15 protein-coding genes are annotated in these 17048 nt (G+C 68.4%); 4 read left to right on the top strand and 11 right to left on the bottom strand.

Annotated elements, in window-relative coordinates:
- Positions 1-245 precede the first annotated feature (245 nt).
- Positions 246-1547, top strand: a complete 1302-nt coding sequence (locus ACFYNU_RS34575) for a cytochrome P450 (RefSeq protein ID WP_388768360.1) — start codon at positions 246-248, stop codon at positions 1545-1547.
- Positions 1548-1655: 108 nt separating this feature from the next.
- On the opposite strand, the gene ACFYNU_RS34570 is transcribed toward ACFYNU_RS34575, so the two are convergent.
- From ACFYNU_RS34570 to ACFYNU_RS34560, 3 genes are all read right to left on the bottom strand, one after another.
- Complete coding sequence (locus ACFYNU_RS34570; protein ID WP_356596223.1) at positions 1656-2486, bottom strand: methyltransferase domain-containing protein; 831 nt, start codon at positions 2484-2486, stop codon at positions 1656-1658.
- Positions 2487-2698: 212 nt separating this feature from the next.
- Positions 2699-3610 (bottom strand): methyltransferase domain-containing protein, encoded by a 912-nt coding sequence (locus tag ACFYNU_RS34565; RefSeq protein ID WP_356596221.1) that lies wholly within the window; start codon positions 3608-3610, stop codon positions 2699-2701.
- A 222-nt stretch (positions 3611-3832) separates the two neighbouring features.
- Positions 3833-4117 carry a LuxR C-terminal-related transcriptional regulator gene (locus tag ACFYNU_RS34560; RefSeq protein ID WP_356596255.1) on the bottom strand — a complete coding sequence of 95 codons (285 nt, stop codon included), beginning with the start codon at positions 4115-4117 and terminating at the stop codon, positions 3833-3835.
- 285 nt (positions 4118-4402) lie between these two features.
- On the opposite strand from ACFYNU_RS34560, the gene ACFYNU_RS34555 reads away from it, so the two are divergent.
- Positions 4403-4723 (top strand): hypothetical protein, encoded by a 321-nt coding sequence (locus ACFYNU_RS34555; RefSeq protein ID WP_356596219.1) that lies wholly within the window; start codon positions 4403-4405, stop codon positions 4721-4723.
- Positions 4724-4805: 82 nt separating this feature from the next.
- On the opposite strand, the gene ACFYNU_RS34550 is transcribed toward ACFYNU_RS34555, so the two are convergent.
- Both ACFYNU_RS34550 and ACFYNU_RS34545 read right to left on the bottom strand, forming a co-directional pair.
- Positions 4806-6011, bottom strand: a complete 1206-nt coding sequence (locus tag ACFYNU_RS34550; protein WP_388768357.1) for an MFS transporter — start codon at positions 6009-6011, stop codon at positions 4806-4808.
- A 252-nt stretch (positions 6012-6263) separates the two neighbouring features.
- Positions 6264-7187, bottom strand: coding sequence for a helix-turn-helix domain-containing protein (locus ACFYNU_RS34545; RefSeq protein WP_356596215.1), 924 nt, complete (start codon positions 7185-7187; stop codon positions 6264-6266).
- A 959-nt stretch (positions 7188-8146) separates the two neighbouring features.
- Here ACFYNU_RS34545 and ispG point away from each other — a divergent pair.
- Together ispG and ACFYNU_RS34535 are read left to right on the top strand one after the other, a co-directional pair.
- Positions 8147-9292, top strand: a complete 1146-nt coding sequence (gene ispG, locus ACFYNU_RS34540) for a flavodoxin-dependent (E)-4-hydroxy-3-methylbut-2-enyl-diphosphate synthase (RefSeq protein WP_356596213.1) — start codon at positions 8147-8149, stop codon at positions 9290-9292.
- A 132-nt stretch (positions 9293-9424) separates the two neighbouring features.
- Positions 9425-10402: a 4-hydroxy-3-methylbut-2-enyl diphosphate reductase gene (locus tag ACFYNU_RS34535; RefSeq protein WP_356596211.1), complete on the top strand. Its 978-nt coding sequence runs from the start codon at positions 9425-9427 to the stop codon at positions 10400-10402.
- Positions 10403-10477: 75 nt separating this feature from the next.
- Here the strand turns inward: ACFYNU_RS34535 and ACFYNU_RS34530 are convergent, their stop codons facing one another.
- From ACFYNU_RS34530 to ACFYNU_RS34505, 6 genes are all read right to left on the bottom strand, one after another.
- Positions 10478-11995 (bottom strand): GMC family oxidoreductase N-terminal domain-containing protein, encoded by a 1518-nt coding sequence (locus ACFYNU_RS34530; protein ID WP_356596209.1) that lies wholly within the window; start codon positions 11993-11995, stop codon positions 10478-10480.
- A gap of 206 nt (positions 11996-12201) precedes the next feature.
- Entirely contained in the window at positions 12202-12789 is a 588-nt protein-coding gene (locus ACFYNU_RS34525; RefSeq protein ID WP_356596207.1) for a histidine phosphatase family protein, read from the bottom strand.
- A 34-nt stretch (positions 12790-12823) separates the two neighbouring features.
- The gene (locus ACFYNU_RS34520; protein WP_356596205.1) at positions 12824-14449 is read right to left on the bottom strand and encodes a pyruvate, phosphate dikinase; all 1626 of its coding nucleotides are present in this window, start codon (positions 14447-14449) and stop codon (positions 12824-12826) included.
- Complete coding sequence (locus ACFYNU_RS34515) at positions 14446-15072, bottom strand: transcriptional regulator (RefSeq protein WP_356596203.1); 627 nt, start codon at positions 15070-15072, stop codon at positions 14446-14448. Before ACFYNU_RS34515 ends, ACFYNU_RS34520 begins: the two co-directional genes overlap by 4 nt.
- A 122-nt stretch (positions 15073-15194) precedes the next feature.
- Positions 15195-15992 (bottom strand): ABC transporter permease, encoded by a 798-nt coding sequence (locus ACFYNU_RS34510; RefSeq protein ID WP_356596201.1) that lies wholly within the window; start codon positions 15990-15992, stop codon positions 15195-15197.
- Positions 15989-16954 (bottom strand): ATP-binding cassette domain-containing protein, encoded by a 966-nt coding sequence (locus ACFYNU_RS34505; protein WP_356596199.1) that lies wholly within the window; start codon positions 16952-16954, stop codon positions 15989-15991. The genes ACFYNU_RS34510 and ACFYNU_RS34505 overlap by 4 nt, the downstream gene beginning before the upstream one ends.
- Between the last annotated feature and the right edge of the window lie 94 nt (positions 16955-17048).

Genomic DNA, 17048 nt, shown 5'->3' with positions numbered 1-17048 from the left:
GCACCAGAATTTCCATGACCGTTCTGATCGCCATCCTGAACGACCTTCTCCTGTCGTGTCAACGACAGGAGGTGGGCATCCGTCGACTTTAGGAAAAACCCCAAAGAAGACGGCGTGGGGACTGGATTGGACTACCCTGCGGAATGATAGCCGCCGGGCTCCACCGAGGCCGTATTCGAGTCCGGCCATAAAGCCGGGCACCCATCGGCGGACCAGGCTTCCCGAGCTTGAGAGGCGGAATGGCTATGTCAGTTGATTCCGGGCAATTGCATGAAGGCAGGTCGTTCGACCCGTACGGCGCACACCGCGACGACCCGTATTCATTTCTCGCCGACACCGGGGGGACGGGTCCGGTGTTCTACGCCCCTTTGCTCGACGCGTGGTGCGTCACCCGGCGCGAGGACATGGTCTCCGTGCTGCGGGACGACCGGAGTTTCTCGGCGCGCGACCACAACCCCCGTCCCGCGGTCGCGCTGCCCGACGACGTGAGCCGGATGTTCCGCACCTGGCGCGGCGCCGACACGCTGGGCGTCGGCTCACTCGACCCTCCCGAGCACGCCAGGATCAGGGAAGTGCTCAACATCGGGTTCACGCCGGCCAGGGTCAGGGAGTTCGAGCCCACCATCCGCGCGATCGCCGCCGACCTCGTCGAACGGGTCGCGGACACCGAGGAGTTCGACTTCATCTCGGCGTTCGCCGTGCCGTACTCCCTGGAGGTGATCTGCCGGCGCCTCGGGGTCCCGGACGAGTACCTCGACCGCTGTCGCACCTGGTCCGAGCAGCGCATCGAACTGATGATGCTCCAGCGCGACGCCGACCCCGACCGGCTGCGTGAATGCGCCCGCGGGCTGATGGACTTCGGAGCGTTCGCCCGTTCACTCGTACAGGAGCGGCTCGCGTCACCGCGGGACGACCTGATCAGCGAGCTGCTCCACGACGGCAAGGCGGGCCAGACGCTCACCGCCGAGGATGTGTCCGGCCAGGTCCCCACACTGATCTTCGCGGGGCACATGACCTGCGCAGAGGCGCTGGGCACGCTTCTCTTCCAGCAGCTTCGGTCACCCGGCGGCTGGGCCGAGGTCGTCGACGGGACGATCGGCACCCGCGAACTCGTCGAGGAGGGGCTGCGGTTCGACAGTCCGCTGGCCGGCATGTACCGGACGGCGGTCCGCGACGTGGTGGTCGGCGACGTCCACCTGGCCACCGGGAGCAGGCTGCTTCTGCTGTACGGAGCGGCCGGCCGGGACAGCCGCGCTCACGCGTGTCCGGCCGCGTTCAGTCCGGGCGACCGGTCCGCCACCCATCTCGCGTTCGGGCACGGCATCCACTTCTGCCTCGGAGCCGGATTCGCCCGCGCGGAACTGGAGATCGCGGTACAGGCCATCGCCACCAGGATGCCGGATCTGACGCTGGCACCGGGGCAGCAGCCGCATCACCGGCCGGTGTTCCCGCTCCGGGCGTTGACCGAACTGCGGGTGCGGCGGCCGGGAGCCGGGCGGTCGCCGGGGGATCTGGACGACACGTTGACCCCCGCGGAACTCAACTGACCCATCAGTCCGGAGAACCGGGAACGGCCCGTCAGTCCGACTGACGGGCCGTTCCCGGTTTCCGGACCGGTGACGGGCCGGGCCGAGAACCGGGGACTACGCCCTCGGTCAGCCGCGCACCGCGGTCGCGAAAAGGTAGCCGCTCTCCGGCGTGACCGCGGACAGCCGCATGAAGTCGATGAGCGAGGTGGCCTGTTCCTCGCCGACCAGGCCGGCCAGTTTGTCGTAGACGGTCTCCACGGCGTCGGCCATGACCGAGAGGGTACGGGAGACGTTGTCGCTGATGTCCTGGATATCCACGTCGACGAAACCGTTGGCGGCCAGCGCCGTCCGGTACTCGTCCACCGTGCCCAGGGAGCGCACCGCGTAGTTCTCGCAGATGTGGTCCAGGACCACGCGCCCCTCAGGGCTGACCGGGCCGCGCTCGATGACATCGGCGATGGCGAGCCGGCCGCCGGGGCGCAGGACGCGGGCGGTCTCGGAGAGCACCTGGCCCCGGTCGGGCATGTGCCACATCGACTCGAACGCCCAGGCCGCGTCGAACGAGCCGTCGGCGAAGGGCATGTCCATCGCGTCCGTGAACTGGAACGTGGCCCGGTCGGCGAGCCCGGCCGCCTCCGCGAGCTCGTTGGCCCCGGCCACCTGGACATGGCTGACGGAGATACCGAGAACGTCCACGTCACTGGCGCGGACGAGCCGCAGCGCGGGATGGCCGATGCCGCAGCCGATGTCCAGGACCCGCTGGCCGGCCTGCGGGGCGATACCTGAGATCATCATGTCGGTCAGGCGGTCGGTGGCTTCCTCGATGGAGCTTTCGTCGGCGTCGTTCTCCCAGTACCCGTAGTGCTTGTTGAGGCCCCAGGCGGAGCCGTAGATCTGACCGATCCCGTCGTACATGCCGGCGACGTCGCTGGGAGCGGGAAACTGCTTGAGCGTCATGAGGGACTCCATGTCGTTGTGAAAGTGGCGGGAAGTCGGCGGGAAGTCGGCGGCGGTTCGGCCGTACGGGGCGTCGCGGCGGCCCGGAAACCCGCTGCGCCCGGCTGGGCAACCCCAGCCGAGCGCCTGCGTGGTCTACCGGCGATCACCGGCGGCCGGACGAGCCGTCAGATGTCGCGAGGACCCCGGGAATCCGCCACGGTGCCCGTCGCTCACTTCAGCTCGAAGCGCAGGAAGCCCAGTCGCAGGCCCCCTGCTTTCCATTCGTTACCGACCGCTTGGTTCGCCATCAGGGATATCCTCAGCTGCCTGCGCTCAACCGGTGAGAGGCTGCTGTCACTGTCCAGTACCGCCTTCGTCCAGGCGGCACTCTCCTCCCAGAACGGCGCGGTCTCCGCCGTGGCGTCGACGTCGTCGACCAGTTCGAAGCCCGCGGACTTCGCGGCATTCGCGTAGTCGAGCACCGTCGCCGGCTTTGTGTAGAAGTACTCGGCCCACACATCGGCCCCGTGAGGGCGGGTGATGAATACCTCTTCGATGCACACGCTGCCGCCCGGACGCAGTACGCGTGCCAGGCGCTCGAACCACTGCGGACGGTTGAAGTATCCGCTGCTCTCGATTGCCACGGCCGCGTCGTAGGGGCCGCCGTCCGCGGGGAGATGCATCGCGTCACAGACCAGAGTCCGGATCTTCCCGCCCACGCCGCCTTCGCGCGCGAAACCCTCGACGACCGGCGCGTGTTCCGGCGCGTTGGTGACCGCCGTGACGTCGGCGCCGTACTCCTGTGCCCAGAAGAGCGAGCCGCCGCCGAGACCGCAGCCGACGTCCAGGATTCTCCCCGACAGCCGGTGTTCGGCGCCCCAGATCTTGGCCCCGTACCGCAGCAGACCCTCCTGATGCAGCCGTATGCTGCCCCGAATGGCATCCGGCGTCGCCTCGTGGGTGTTCGCCGGCGCCACGGAGGAAGGGTAGTGACCCACGTGATAGTGAATCCGGGGTCCGGGCCCGTATTTGCGGACAAGCCGAGCCGTTTTGTCGTCGTAGTACTGGCCGACTATTCTTACCTCATCCTGAGACTCCAGCGCTGCTTGAGGTGAACTTGAAAGTTCATCCAGGTTTGACACGGTCACTCCTCCAGAGCTCGGATGCCGACGACATTGGTGAATGGCCTGGCAGCGCCTCGTCCGAAATACAGAGTCGCCCTCATGACCCGGGATCTTGAGTCGCCATGAAATTGAGCGGCAGCTACTGGATTTCATCCTGGAGGACAACCCTGACCGTGTCAACGAAACGGCGGGAGCACGCCTCGACTTTAGGAGAAACCCCAAAGAGGACGACGTGAAAAATTAATCCAATGTCTCATCGGAAATACGCGGGGGCCATGAATCCGTTCGCAGGATCTGAAGGACGAACGCCCTCGAAACTAATGAGACGCGATTCGGCGCCTGGAGCTTGTCGGACATGACACGGACGTGATAGTCGATGGTCTTCGAGCTGAGGTGCAACTCTCTCGAAAGCCGCCCGCTGGAGGAGCCGGCCGCGACCCCCTCCAGGATCCTGACCTGGACCGAGCTGAGGACCAGACCGCCGCCCGACCGGGACTCTTCGCAGCCATGCTGATCAATGCCCATGGCACCCATCCATTCCGTACAGCCGGCCAGACCGGGACCGTTACCGGAGAAATACAGAGCGAGAAGCACTTGAATGCGATCCTAGGTGGACCCCGCAATACTTGTCACTGTCGCACCGTCCCGGTCCGGCAGTTTCCGCCCACCCAGGAATTCCCTCCAAATTATGCGGAATCTTGGCGGTCCTGTTCGTATCGGTGTGCGCCGGGGAATAGCGTGGGCCGACGAGCCACGACATGAAGATCGCCGGGTTCCGGCGTGTCCGACCCGGGGAGGAGACTCAGCCTTGTGTCCGCAGTGGAGCAGTTCCGAGGAACGGCCGTAGCGAACCTCGCGCGCGATACCGGTACCGCGGCGCCGGCGGAACCGGACGCCCTGATCGAGATCCTGTACGACGACCTGAGCAGACTGCCGGCCAGCGCACAGCTGGACGCGATGCTGTGCCTGCTGGAGGCGGCCAGACTGATGCTGCCCACGCTCACCTCGGCGCGTGGCGAACTGGCAGACGAAGAACTCGACGACATCCGCGCGGCCATGCGCGCCGCGTCGCTCTCGATGCGCAGCTATCTGTGGCGGACCGGTGAGCACGATCCGGTGGACCGGAAGTGAGTCGCACGGCGAAGCCGGCGTTCGACGGATCGACGAACGCCGGCTTCGTCACCGGTTTCCGGCCTGGCCGACGGCCCGGCTGTCAGCCGCGTGCCGCCGGGGCCGGGGCCGGGGCGGGCAGTTGGGTCGCGCCGCGCAGGTCGGGCAGGAAGGTCATGACGATCGCCGCGCAGGCCATGAAGCCCGCGCACACCAGCAGTCCGGCGCCGAATCCGGCGTTGACGGCCAGCACACCCAGGGTGAGCGGAGCGAACGCCGATACGCCACGCCCGATGTTGTAGCAGAATCCGGCGCCCGTCATCCGCACCCTGGTCGGGAACAACTCGCCCATGTACACACCGAAGACGCCCGCGTAGGCGGCGAAGAAGGCGAACATCGGCCCCAGCCACAGCAATGTCGTACGGTCGGCGGCGACCACGTACAGCGGCAGGGTCAGCGCCACACCGGCCAGTGACAGCACCAGCGCGTTCTTGCGCCCGATCCGGTCGGCGATCAGCCCGAAGACGTTGTAGCCGATGAACATACCGAGGTTGAGCACCGTCATGAACAACGCGACCGTCGCGGCCGGGATGTCCTTGTCGCTCTGCAAGTAGGTCGGCAGCCAGGTGGACGCGCCCCACGCCCCGAACATCGCGAGCGTTGCCACGATCGCGGCGAGCAGAGTGTTCCTGCGCAGTTTCGGAGCGAAGATCTCCGTGACCTTCACCGGTGTGGTCTTCTGCGCCACCCACTCGGCCGACTCGCGGAAGAACAGTCCGACGATGACCAGCGGGATCACCACGCCGACTCCGCCGATGAAGAACAACAGGCGCCAGTCCGGCAGCAACGCGCCCGACAGCGACGCGGCGATCACTCCGCCGATGGGGAACGCGCTGAGTACGAACGCGACCGCGCGGCCCCGTTGCGCCGCCGGCCATGTCTCGATCACATAGGTCGACACCGCTCCCCAGACTCCGCCGAGTCCCAGACCCGCCAGGAAACGCAGCACCAGGAATACCGTGAAACTGTCGACCACCAGGATCGCCGCGGTGAAGACGCCGAACACCGCGAGCGAAGCCATCAACGCCCGTTTGCGGCCGTAGTTATCGGCGAGCCAGCCGACCGTTACGCTGCTCACCCCGATCCCGAGCAGCGTCGCCGTGGCGAGCAGGCCGCCCTCGGTCGTCGTGAGTCCAAGATCGGCGCGGATCACGGGCAACGTGTACGACAGCAGCAGGATTTCCAGCGCGTCGAACATGTAGGCCACGAACGAGCCGATGAGCACAACCCATCTGTTAGATCCACTCACTCGAACCAGTCCATTCAGCCCTTGAGTTGCTCCGTGCGGGAGAACGAATGCTAGGTGCCCGCGCAGGGTTCACCGTGGCTCGGCCCCGATTTTCCGCAATTCGCGGAGAACCCTCCGAGGACTCATGAAAACCGGCCACCGGGCGGCGGACCCGTCCGGCTCCTCGAAGTCGACGGGACGGGTCGGCTCTTTCCATGCGAATTCCGCTACGGAGAGAGCTGGTGCGCGACCGAATCGGTTGGCCGATTCCGGTCATCCGTGCAGAGCGTCGGCGATCATCGCCGCCGTGAGCGTCTGCGCGCCCCTGCCACTGGTCGGGTCGCAGCCGGTGACGTCCCCGATCCGCCGCAGCCGGTAGTCCAGTGTGCTGCGGTGGATGAACAGGCTGCGGGCCGCCTTGTTCCTGCTGTAGTCGGAGTCGACGAATACGGTCAGCGTCTCCCACAGGACCTTGTGCGCCCGAAGCGGTCTGACCACCGCCGCCAGGTCGGTCCGCACCTTCTCGTGCAGCGTGACCGCGTACTCGACCAGCACGTCCGAGATGGTGTAGGCACCGCTCGGGCGCAGTCCCGCCACCACCAGCCTCAGCACGTAGGACGCCTCGTTGAACCCGTCGACGAGGCGACCCCTGTCCCGTTCCGCCGTCGCGAGCCAGCCCCTGCCGCCGAGGCACTGGGTCAGTCTCGTCACCGAGGGTTCGCCGTCGCCGAGACCGCCTGCCGGGATGAAGAGAACGATGTTCCCGTCCCGGTGCGTGAGCAGCGTGTCCTCTCCCGCCACGGCGCGTAAGGCTTCCACCTGGCGGCCGGCCTCGGCGAACCTCACCACGGCGATCAGATATCGAGGAGTGAGCCCTTCGAGCACGTCGGGGGGCAGCGGATGACCGTCGGCGAGATCGCTCGCCAGATCACGTGAGACATCCGCGGTGGCTTTCTCCTGGTATCCGTCGAGGAAGTCCTGGAGCAGGTGACCCCCGGCGCGCGCGATGGCGGCCAGTCTCGGATCCCCCGCCGCCGCCTTGGTCAGCAGCTCGACCAGCTCGTGCGGCTCGTCACCGGTCCACTCCTGCCCCGCGGCCCGCACCTTGGCTCTGAAGTCGGCGACCCTGTCCTCGTCGTCCGGCGTCGAGCGGAGCGCCTCGACCGGAGATAGCGACCTGCCTATCATTTCGGTCATTTCTTCGCGATCCCCTTCGTGGAGGAGCCTGGCCGCAGAATGTACAACACCAGCCAAAAGAATCACTTCCCTATTTTCCGGGCAACTCGGTAAAGGGATGGGCGAAGGCGTCGGTAAAAAAACCTTAGGACACGCCCCGGCGCGGCACAAGGGCGTCTTATGCGCCTCTGCGGCCGAGTGACGGCCCGTATCGCCACCCACAAACGGGCGTTCCCTCTGCCGATCGTGATCAGAAAAGAGCGGCCGGAGCTGCGGCATTGAATAGGTTGGCATACTCCAGCACGCCGGGAACGGGCGGGACGCCGCCCATTTCCGCCATTTCCAAGACCGATTGACGCCCGTTTCGGGCCCCTTGACAAGCCATGCCGTACGGGCCCGGGACATCGTCACGCCGGCGCCAACTCGGCCCGGTGAACGAGAAGTTGCATCGTGACCATGGCCCGGTGGCTCGGACATTCCCGGCCCACAGTCACCCTTGGTCGCCATTAGGTCAGACGTAGCTGATTGCTCCTATAAAGTGGCGAGATATAGGGTTCTTGACATGCCTGATCAGGGCCTCGGATCCGATGCCGTCCGTAACTGCTGACGCATCGTCGAAGCCGCATATCCGGTATTTGACGAGGGTTGCGATCGGCGCCTGTTCACTCGTACGGACCGTCCGCTACCGTGACTGGTGCCGCTTCGGCCGCGGCCCTTGGTGTGCGATGCCCGCACCGGGATCCCGGCCGGTGTGGCACACGGCACGCGAAGGACGCGCGGACCTGGCTCGATCGCACGCGGTGCGCCCGCGGATGCGGTGCTGACGCATCCCGAACGAGGGCGCCTGAAGACGCCTCACCCCGTTTCAGCCACCTCAACTGTCCTGCCACAACGCCCACTTGGGCCCGTACGCGATCCCGCGCGCCCCGCGTCCGACTACCTCTCAGGCACACTGTCACCACTGACGGGAGCCCACCCCCATGACCGCCGTCGACCTGCCCCATCCGACGCTGCCCACCGTTCCCCCCGCGCCAACACGCCGCCACAGTCGGCAGATCCATGTCGCCGACGTCCCCGTGGGCGGCGGCGCACCGGTCTCCGTCCAGTCCATGACCACCACCCCCACCGCGAATGTGGACGCGACGCTCCAGCAGATCGCCGAACTGACCGCGGCCGGCTGTGAGATCGTGCGCGTCGCGGTGCCCTCCCAGGACGACGCGGACGCCCTGCCCGCGATCGCCGCGAAGTCGAAGATCCCCGTCATCGCCGACATCCATTTCCAGCCCCGCTACGTCTTCGCCGCCCTGGACGCCGGCTGCGCCGCGGTGCGGGTCAACCCCGGCAACATCAAGGCCTTCGACGACAGGGTCGCGGACATCGCGAAGGCCGCCACCGCGGCCGGGGTGCCGATCCGTATCGGCGTCAACGCCGGCAGTCTCGACCGGCGGCTTCTGGCCAAGTACGGCAAAGCCACCCCCGAGGCGCTGACGGAGTCCGCACTGTGGGAGTGCTCCCTGTTCGAGGAGCACGGCTTCACCGACCTGAAGATCTCGGTCAAACATCACGACCCGATGACCATGGTCGCCGCCTACCGCCACCTGGCCGCGGCCTGCGACTATCCGCTGCACCTCGGGGTCACCGAAGCCGGTCCGCCACCTCAGGGCACGATCAAGTCGGCGACGGCCTTCGCGATCCTCCTCAACGAGGGCATCGGCGACACGATCCGAGTCTCCCTCACCGCTCCCCCCGTCGAAGAGGTCAAGACGGGCCTACAGATCCTCCAGTCGCTGGGACTGCGCGCCCGCCAGCTGGAGATCGTCTCCTGCCCCTCCTGCGGCCGGGCCCAGGTCGACGTCTACGCCCTGACCGAACGCGTGACCGCCGCCCTGGACGGTTTCCCCTACCCGCTGCGCGTCGCCGTCATGGGCTGCGTGGTCAACGGGCCCGGCGAGGCACGCGAGGCCGACCTCGGTGTCGCCTCCGGCAACGGCAAGGGCCAGATCTTCGTCAAGGGCGAGGTCGTCAAGACCGTCCCGGAGTCGAAGATCGTCGACGCCCTCGTGGAGGAAGCGATGCGGCTGGGCGAACAACTGGCTCCGGAAGCCACGGAGGAGAGCCAGGCATGAGCGCACCCAGGTGACGACCCCGCCCCACTCCGCACCCCGCGCGACCGCATCGGTGACGTACACCGCCGTCCTTCCCGTCCGCCTCAGGGCCGTACCGCGCTCCCTGTCCTTCACCCCAACGTCGAGGACCACATGACGAATTCGCCCGCGACATCCGAACCGCCCGCGCGCCCCCGCCGCGTCCTGCTCGCCTCTCCCCGCGGCTGGTGCGCGGGCGTGGACCGCGCCGTGCTCGCCGTCGAGAAGGCCCTGGAGAAGTACGGGCCACCCATCTACGTACGCCACGAGATCGTGCACAACAAGCATGTCGTGCAGACCCTCCAGGAGAAGGGCGCCGTCTTCGTCGAGCGCACCGACGAGGTACCCGAGGGCGCCATCGTCCTCCTGTCCGCCCACGGCGTCGCCCCGACCGTCCACGCCGAAGCCGCCGCGCGCAATCTCGCGACCATCGACGCGACGTGCCCGCTGGTCACCAAGGTCCACAAGGAAGCCGTCCGGTACGCACGGGAGGAGTACGACATCCTCCTGATCGGCCACGAAGGACACGAGGAGGTCATCGGCACCACCGGGGAGGCCCCCGACCACATCACCGTGGTCGACGGCCCCGACGACGTCGAGAACCTCTCGGTACGCGACGAGTCCAAAGTCGTCTGGCTCTCCCAGACCACCCTCTCCGTCGACGAGACCATGGAGACCGTCAACGCCCTCAAGACACGCTTCCCGGGCCTGACTTCCCCACCCAGCGACGACATCTGCTACGCCACGCAGAACCGCCAGACCGCGGTGAAGAAACTCGCCGAGGAGGCCGAACTCGTCATCGTCGTCGGGTCGCGGAACTCCTCCAACTCCGTCCGCATGGTCGAGGTCGCCCTCGACGCCGGCGCGCCCGCCGCCCATCTGGTCGACTTCGCCCACGAGATCGACGACGCCTGGCTCGAAGGCGTCACCACGGTGGGTCTGACCTCCGGCGCCTCGGCCCCCGACGTCCTGGTCGACGGCGTACTGCGATGGCTGGCCGAGCGCGGCTACGACGACATCGACACGGTGACCACCGCCGACGAGACCATCACCTTCGCCCTCCCCCACGAACTCCGTCGCGATCTGCGATGACGCCGGGGCCGGGCGGGCTCCGGGGATCTGTGTGTGGTGATGACCCCTGGAACCCGCCCGGTCGCGCCGCCCCGACTATTCGCCGGCGGGGGCTGCGATCAGGTGCGCCGCGCGCTCGGCGATGCCCAGCACAGCCGCGTTGGTGTTGCCCGAGACGATCGAGGGCATCACGGAGGCGTCGGCGACCCGCAGTCCGTCGACACCGTGGACGCGCAGGGCTGTGTCGACCACAGCCTCGTCGTCCGTGCCGATACGGCAGGTGCCCACCGGGTGGAAGTAGGTGCCGGCGGTACGGCGGACGAACGCACCGCACTCCTCGTCGGTGACCACGTCCCGGCCGGGCAGGATCTCCTCGTCACGCCAGGCCGAGAGGGCGTCGGCCCGCGCGATCCGCCGTGCCATGCGCAGGCCGGCGACCATACGGGCCAGGTCTTCGCTCTCGGTCAGATAGGCCGGGTCGATGAGAGGGAAGGCGGCGGGGTCCGCGCTGCGCAGGCGCAGACTGCCCCGACTGGTGGGTGTCGCGAGGCCGAAGAGGATCGAGAAGCCCTCCTGGGCACCGGCCCACCGTGGTTCCAGCGCCACGGGTGTGAAGCTCATCAGGATGTCGGGGTCCCCGCCCTGACCGGTGCGCGCGAAGAGCATCGCCTGCCGCGAGGGGCCGAGTACGGGGGACTTCTTCACTCCGTAGGTGATCCAGGCGAGGGGATGGTCGTGCAGGTTGGCACCGACACCGGGGAGAGCGGTGTGAACCGGGATGCCCAGCCGGCGCAGATGGTCGGCGGGGCCGATGCCGGAGAGCATCAGGATCTGCGGGGATCCGATGCTTCCCGCGCTCAGCACGACCTCCCGCTCGACGTGGACGGTGCCCGGCTCGCCGTTGCGGACGTACTCGGCACCCCGGCACCGGCCGTTGTCGATGAGGAGGCGCCGCACCTGTGCGTCGGTGACGACGGTGAGATTGGGCCGTGAGAGCACCGGAAGCAGATAGGCGTCCGCGGCGCTCTGCCTGCGGCCTCCGGCGACGTTCCTCTCGGCCCAGAACACCCCTTCCGCCTCGGGGGCACTGCCGTCCTCGCAGCGGGGAAATCCCGCGTCGACCGCCGCGTCATGAAGGTCCTGCGCGAGAGGAGTGGCGGCGGGCGGCTCCTCGATGATCATGGGACCCGCTTGTCCCCGAAAGCGCGGATCCCTGCCTCCGGCCTGCTCGCTGCGCATGAGGAACGGCAGTAATTCCGCATAGTTCCAGCCAATGGCACCCTGCTTCTCCCAGGCGTCGAAGCTTGACGCGTGGCCGCGCAGATGAGTCATGCCGTTGATACTGCTGGAGCCGCCCAGTACCCGCCCTCTGGGCCAGGTATGAACAGCGTTCTCGGTGCCTGACTGAGGTGTTGTCGTGTAATTCCAGTCCACGGATGATCCCCAGAGGCCGACCGATGCCTCGGGGTTCGCATCCGACATGATCGCGGGGCCCTCTCCGGCTCCCGCCTCCAGAAGGACCACGCGGGCTTCAGAGTTCTCCGACAGCCGGGCCGCCAGCACCGCGCCGGCCGTTCCGCCGCCGACGATGACGTAATCGTAGATTTGCTCCATAGCCATCCTTATTCAGCTGGAATTTCCTCAAGGACTGCCCGGCGTTTTCTGTGGCCGATGGGCGATGAATGAAGGAGATTACCCGCATGAACCGGGTGTCGAACTCGGAGTCCGGAAAACGGCGCACGAGGGTTCGGTGCCTCAACTGCCCGGCAGAGCAGCGGGTTTGACGCCTGATCAACGGTCGACATCAGGACGGCGCCATCTCATGGTCTGGTGCCCGCCGCGAAGCCTGTCCAGCGCAGTTCGGCCGGCAGGTGACCCATGTCGTTGTACAGCAGCACCGTCGGCGCCGTGCCGTCGCGGTATTCGATCGCCGTGAGCGCCGTGTTGCCGCAGTTGAGACCCAGCCAGCGCGCCGGTGGCGCGTCGAGGGCGTGGCGGACCAGCCAGGCCACCGGATAGGCGTGGGTGATCAGTACCTCATGGGTCTCGGTCCCGGCGGGGCGCGCGAACCTGGCGGTCAGCGCGTCGGACCGGTGTCGCGCCTCGGCGGCCTCCTCGGCGCCGTACCCGTCGAAGAACGGCGCCCAGCCCGGCGGCGCTTCGTCCGGTACGTGCGGTACGTGATCGATCAGCTCGGGCGCCTCCCGTACAGCGGCCTTCGGCAGGTGCTCGCCGACGATGCGCGCGCACCGCACCGCCCTCGGGAGCGGCGAGTGCCACACCACGTCGACAGGAAGACCGGCCAGCCGCCGCCCGACCAGTTCCGACTGCCGCCGCCCGACGTCGGTCAGTTCGCCGAACGGGTCGGCGGCCCCGTGCCGTACCAGGTACACGTGCCGTGTTGCCATCAGAGGTCTCCTCGCGGGACTGGTTGGTGGTCGATCAGCGGCGGAGCAGAGCGGCACGGGCCGCTTCGAGCCGCCGGGACTCCTCGCGTTCGGAGTGGTCGCCCGAGATGTCGTCGGCCCAGCCGAGCAGTCGGCGCAGATGCTCGTCGGCCGCGTCCGTGACGACGCGGGGGCTGCCGAGGGCGACTTCGCCGCTGGTTCCGTCGATGGTGACGAGGGTGCCTTCGCCGACCGTACGACCGCCGACCGTCACCGAGCCGGTGCCGGTGCCGGTGTCGGTGTCGGTGTCGGTGTCGACGGTGAGGCCGGTGACGCCCACGACCGCCGGCTTCGACATGGCTCGCGCGACGACCGCGGCATGGCTGGCGGGCCCGCCGCGCGCGGTGACGATTCCGGCGGCGGCGGCAAGGCCGTGCATGTCGTCGGGGGAGGTCTCCGGGCGTACGAGGATGACCGGGGAGTCCCGGGCCATGCGTACAGCTCCGTCCGGCGTGGTCGCCACCCTGCCGACCGCGGCGCCCGGACAGGCACCGATCCCCCGGGCGAGGATGTCCACCTCGCCGGAGGCGGCGATGCGCGGCGTACGGACGTGCGGCAGATGCTGCGGCGAGATCCTGAGCAGTGCCTCGTCACGTCCGATGACCTGTTCGTCGACGAGTTCGGTGGCTACGCGGACGGCGGCCCCGCCGACGAACCGGCCGGGCCTGACCTGCAAGAGCCACAGCACGCCGGAGTCGAACGTGAACTCGACGTAGCAGGCGTCACGGTGGTGTCCTTCGATCCGGCCCAGCGCGTCGAACAGTTCCCTCCACACGGCGGGCTCCCGCTCGGCCAGTTCGCGCAGCGGCCGGGAGGTCGTTCTGCCGGCGACGAGGTCCTCTCCCTGGTGCCCGAAGAGGACTTCGCCGTACGGGACTTTCTCACCGGTGTTCGGATCGCGGCTGAAGGCGACTCCGGTGCCGCTGTGCCCGTCCCGGTTGCCGAAGACCATCGCCTGGACGATCACCGCTGTGCCGAGGTCGTGCGGGATGTCGTTGAGCGCGCGATAGGTGCGTGCGCGGGGTGTGTCCCAGGAGGAGAACACCGCCTCGACCGCCCACTCCAACTGGCGGGCCGCGTCGTCCGGTACGGGCCGGCCGCCGTGTTCCCGTACGAGACCCACGGCCGGGTTCACATACGCGGCCGTGTCCATGTCGACGTCCACGTCCACGTCCGTGTCCATGTCGACGTCCGGGACCGCTGCGGCGAAGCTCGACAGGAAACGCAGCCGCGAATTCCGTGCGAACGCCCCGTCGCCCGTCTCGACAGCCAGGCCCGCGGTGGCACCCGTCGTGAGCCCGAGATTGAGGATCGTGTTCATCATGCCGGGCATCGACACCCTGGCCCCGGAGCGTACGGACACGGCCAGCGGTTTCCGTGAGCCGCCGAAAGCGCGCCCGGTGGAGCGTTCGAGGCCGGCGACGGCGGTCGCCAACTCGGCCCGGAGTCCGTCGGGAAGGCGTCCCTCGCTCAGGAAGGCGCGGCACGCGTCGGTGGTGACGACGAAGGCGGCCGGCACCCGTAGCCCGAGACGGTGCAGGAGGACGAGGCCACGCGCCTTGCCGCCGATCGTGTCGGCCCCTTCCCCGGTCTCGGCGGAGATCGTACGGATCCATCTCATCGCGGTATCCCCAGTGTGACGAGCAGGTCTTCGTGCAGCTCCGCCCAGACGGTGTGGTACGACGCGGTGCTGTCGGTCACGTACTCCAGCGCGCCGGAGCCCGCCCGTTCGAGGGCCCCGGCGAGACGGACGCGGTAGCGACCGAATCGGGGCAGTGCGGCGGACAGTTCGGCGCAGACGGTGGCGGCGCGGCGGTCCAGGTCGGTGAACCGTTCGAGGACCCGGGCGTCGTAGCCGGCGTCACTGTGGTTGTTGGCGCTCACGACCCCGTCGACGGGGCGCAGTTGCCAGGCCCGGCAGAGGTCGAGCAACTCCGGGTTGAGCGTGAGAAAGCGCTGGTACGCCGCTGTCACGGCGCCGCGGGCGGCGGCCGACTCCAGCTCGGCGGTGATCCCTTCGGCGTCCGCCACGCGGCCCGCGTCCGTGAGCCACCAGCCGGACATCGGACCGGGTGTGCGTGTGACGAGTCCGGCGGCCCCGAGATCGATCAGCTCGGACTCGACGTCGAACTCGTCGAGCCCCGTGGCCAGTTGGAGGCGGGCGGGACCGGTGGCGCCGGTGCAGCGCAGGGCGTGCAGCACCAGGAGGCCGGGGGCGGTCGTTCGGGTTTCGGGCCGGTTCATCTCATGTCTCCCCGGTGGGTGGTTCGGTCGGCGGGAAGCCGCCGGTGACGGTGGCGCGTGAGGCGAATCCGCTCGGGCTGCCTCGCCGGTGTCGGTACGGTGCCGTCGGCCGGCATCGTCGCTCACTCCTGGCGGCCGTAGGCGCGGACCGCGAGCGGGCAGAAGACGCCGAACAGGACGGCCGACCACAGCAGGGTGAGACCGACACTCCCGTCGTCCGGTGTTCCGTTCAACAGGGCGCGGCACGCGTCCATGACGTGGGTGACGGGGTTGATGTCGGCCCAGGCACGCAGCCAGCCGGGCAGGGTGTCGGTCGGGGCGCCCAGGCTGCTGCCCAGTTGGAGCGGCAGGAAGGCGATGAAGCTGAAGGACAGCACGGCGTCGGCGCTCTTGACGAGGACTCCGATGAACACCATGACCCAGCTGAGGCAGAAGCCGAACAGGATGGCGAGTCCGACCGCGCCCAGTGCGGCGGGAGGGCTGCCCTGGACACGGAATCCGAGCAGGACGCCGATGACGGAGAGGATCGACACGGCGATCAGATAACGCAGGAGGTCGGCCGCCACCGAGCCGAGCAGCGGCGCCGTACGGCTGACCGGAAGGCTGCGGAACCGGTCGGTGACGCCGTTCCTCAGGTCGAGGTTGATGGCCGACGCGGTGGAGATCATGCCGGCCAGCCCGGCGCCCATGGCGAGGATCCCGGGGAACAGGTATTGGAGGTATTCGGCGGTGGAGCCGGCGACCGGGCCGCCGAAGAGGTAGAGGAACAAGACCATGAACAGTGCCGGGGTGACGACACCGTTGATGACCGGGCCCGGGTTCCGGGCGGTCTTGACGAGGCTGCGGCGGGCGAGGATCCCGCTGTGCCGGAGGGTGGCGAAGCCGCGCGGCCGGGCGGGCGGCGGGAAGGTGGCGGTCATACGGTGTCCTTGGCGTCGGCGGTGGGTGCCCCAGTCAGCGAGAGGAAGACCTCGTCGAGACTGGGCAGGCGGAACGCGAACTCGCCGACATCGATGCCCTGGCCGTGGAGTTCGGCGGTGATCGCGAAGAACTGCGCGTCGCCCGCGACCGGTACGACGAGTTCGTGGTGACGTGACCGGTCGGGCTCCCGTCCCGCGACGCGGGCGACGATCTCGGCGGCCCGGCCGAGGTCGCCGACATCGGCCGGGCGCAGTACGACGGTGTGCCCGCCGACCTCGCGCTTGAGATCCGCGGGGGTGCCGGAGGCGATGACCCACCCGTGGTCGATGACGGTGATCTCGTCGGCGAGTGCGTCGGCCTCTTCGAGGTACTGCGTCGTGAGCAGCACCGTCACTCCGTCCTGGGCGAGCCCCCGGATCATCTGCCACAACTCGTCGCGCTTGCCGGGGTCCAGGCCGACCGAGGGCTCGTCGAGGAATATGACCTCCGGCCGCCCCACCAGACTGGCGGCGAGGTCGAGCCGGCGCCGCATCCCTCCCGAGTAGGTGGCGGCGCGCCGGTCCGCCGCGTCGCCGAGGCCGAAGCGGGCGAGCAACTCGTCCGCCCGGCGCCTGGCTTCGAGCCGTCCGAGGTCGAGGAGCCGGCCGATCATCACCAGGTTGGACCGCCCGGACAGTTCGTTGTCGACGCTCGTGTGCTGCCCTGACAGGGCGATGCGGCGGCGCACCTCGGCCGGTTCCCGCCGTACGTCGATCCCTGCGACGCGCACCTGGCCGGCGTCCGGGCGCAGCAGTGTCGCCAGCACCCGGACCACGGTCGTCTTGCCCGCGCCGTTGGGCCCCAGCACTCCCAGCACCTGTCCTTGAGGAGCCGAGAGGCTGACTCCGTCGACCGCTGTCGTCCTGCCGAATCTTTTGACAAGTCCTTCGACCTCGAATCCCTTGTCACGCACTGCTGTCACCCACTGCTGCCCCCACTGGCAAACTCCGATGCTCGCGAAATCCAGATGACGGTATCATCTGGATGTTGCCCGTATCATGGCACGGCGGAAGCGG

Origin of the sequence: Streptomyces sp. NPDC006643 (assembly GCF_042870175.1) — a bacterium.
In the GTDB taxonomy this organism is placed as follows: domain Bacteria; phylum Actinomycetota; class Actinomycetes; order Streptomycetales; family Streptomycetaceae; genus Streptomyces.
The sequence above is the reverse complement of the archived record's forward strand: the minus strand, read 5'-3'. Positions and strand labels throughout refer to the sequence as shown.

Coding starts and splice junctions, on each gene's coding strand:
- ACFYNU_RS34560 (WP_356596255.1), bottom strand. CDS start 4,117: ATGGGCATTGATCAGCATGGCTGCGAAGAGTCCCGGTCGGGCGGCGGT.
- ACFYNU_RS34520 (WP_356596205.1), bottom strand. CDS start 14,449: ATGAGATGGATCCGTACGATCTCCGCCGAGACCGGGGAAGGGGCCGAC.
- ACFYNU_RS34570 (WP_356596223.1), bottom strand. CDS start 2,486: ATGACGCTCAAGCAGTTTCCCGCTCCCAGCGACGTCGCCGGCATGTAC.
- ACFYNU_RS34575 (WP_388768360.1), top strand. CDS start 246: ATGTCAGTTGATTCCGGGCAATTGCATGAAGGCAGGTCGTTCGACCCG.
- ACFYNU_RS34510 (WP_356596201.1), bottom strand. CDS start 15,992: ATGACCGCCACCTTCCCGCCGCCCGCCCGGCCGCGCGGCTTCGCCACC.
- ACFYNU_RS34525 (WP_356596207.1), bottom strand. CDS start 12,789: ATGGCAACACGGCACGTGTACCTGGTACGGCACGGGGCCGCCGACCCG.
- ACFYNU_RS34515 (WP_356596203.1), bottom strand. CDS start 15,072: ATGAACCGGCCCGAAACCCGAACGACCGCCCCCGGCCTCCTGGTGCTG.
- ACFYNU_RS34535 (WP_356596211.1), top strand. CDS start 9,425: ATGACGAATTCGCCCGCGACATCCGAACCGCCCGCGCGCCCCCGCCGC.
- ispG (WP_356596213.1), top strand. CDS start 8,147: ATGACCGCCGTCGACCTGCCCCATCCGACGCTGCCCACCGTTCCCCCC.
- ACFYNU_RS34545 (WP_356596215.1), bottom strand. CDS start 7,187: ATGACCGAAATGATAGGCAGGTCGCTATCTCCGGTCGAGGCGCTCCGC.
- ACFYNU_RS34530 (WP_356596209.1), bottom strand. CDS start 11,995: ATGGAGCAAATCTACGATTACGTCATCGTCGGCGGCGGAACGGCCGGC.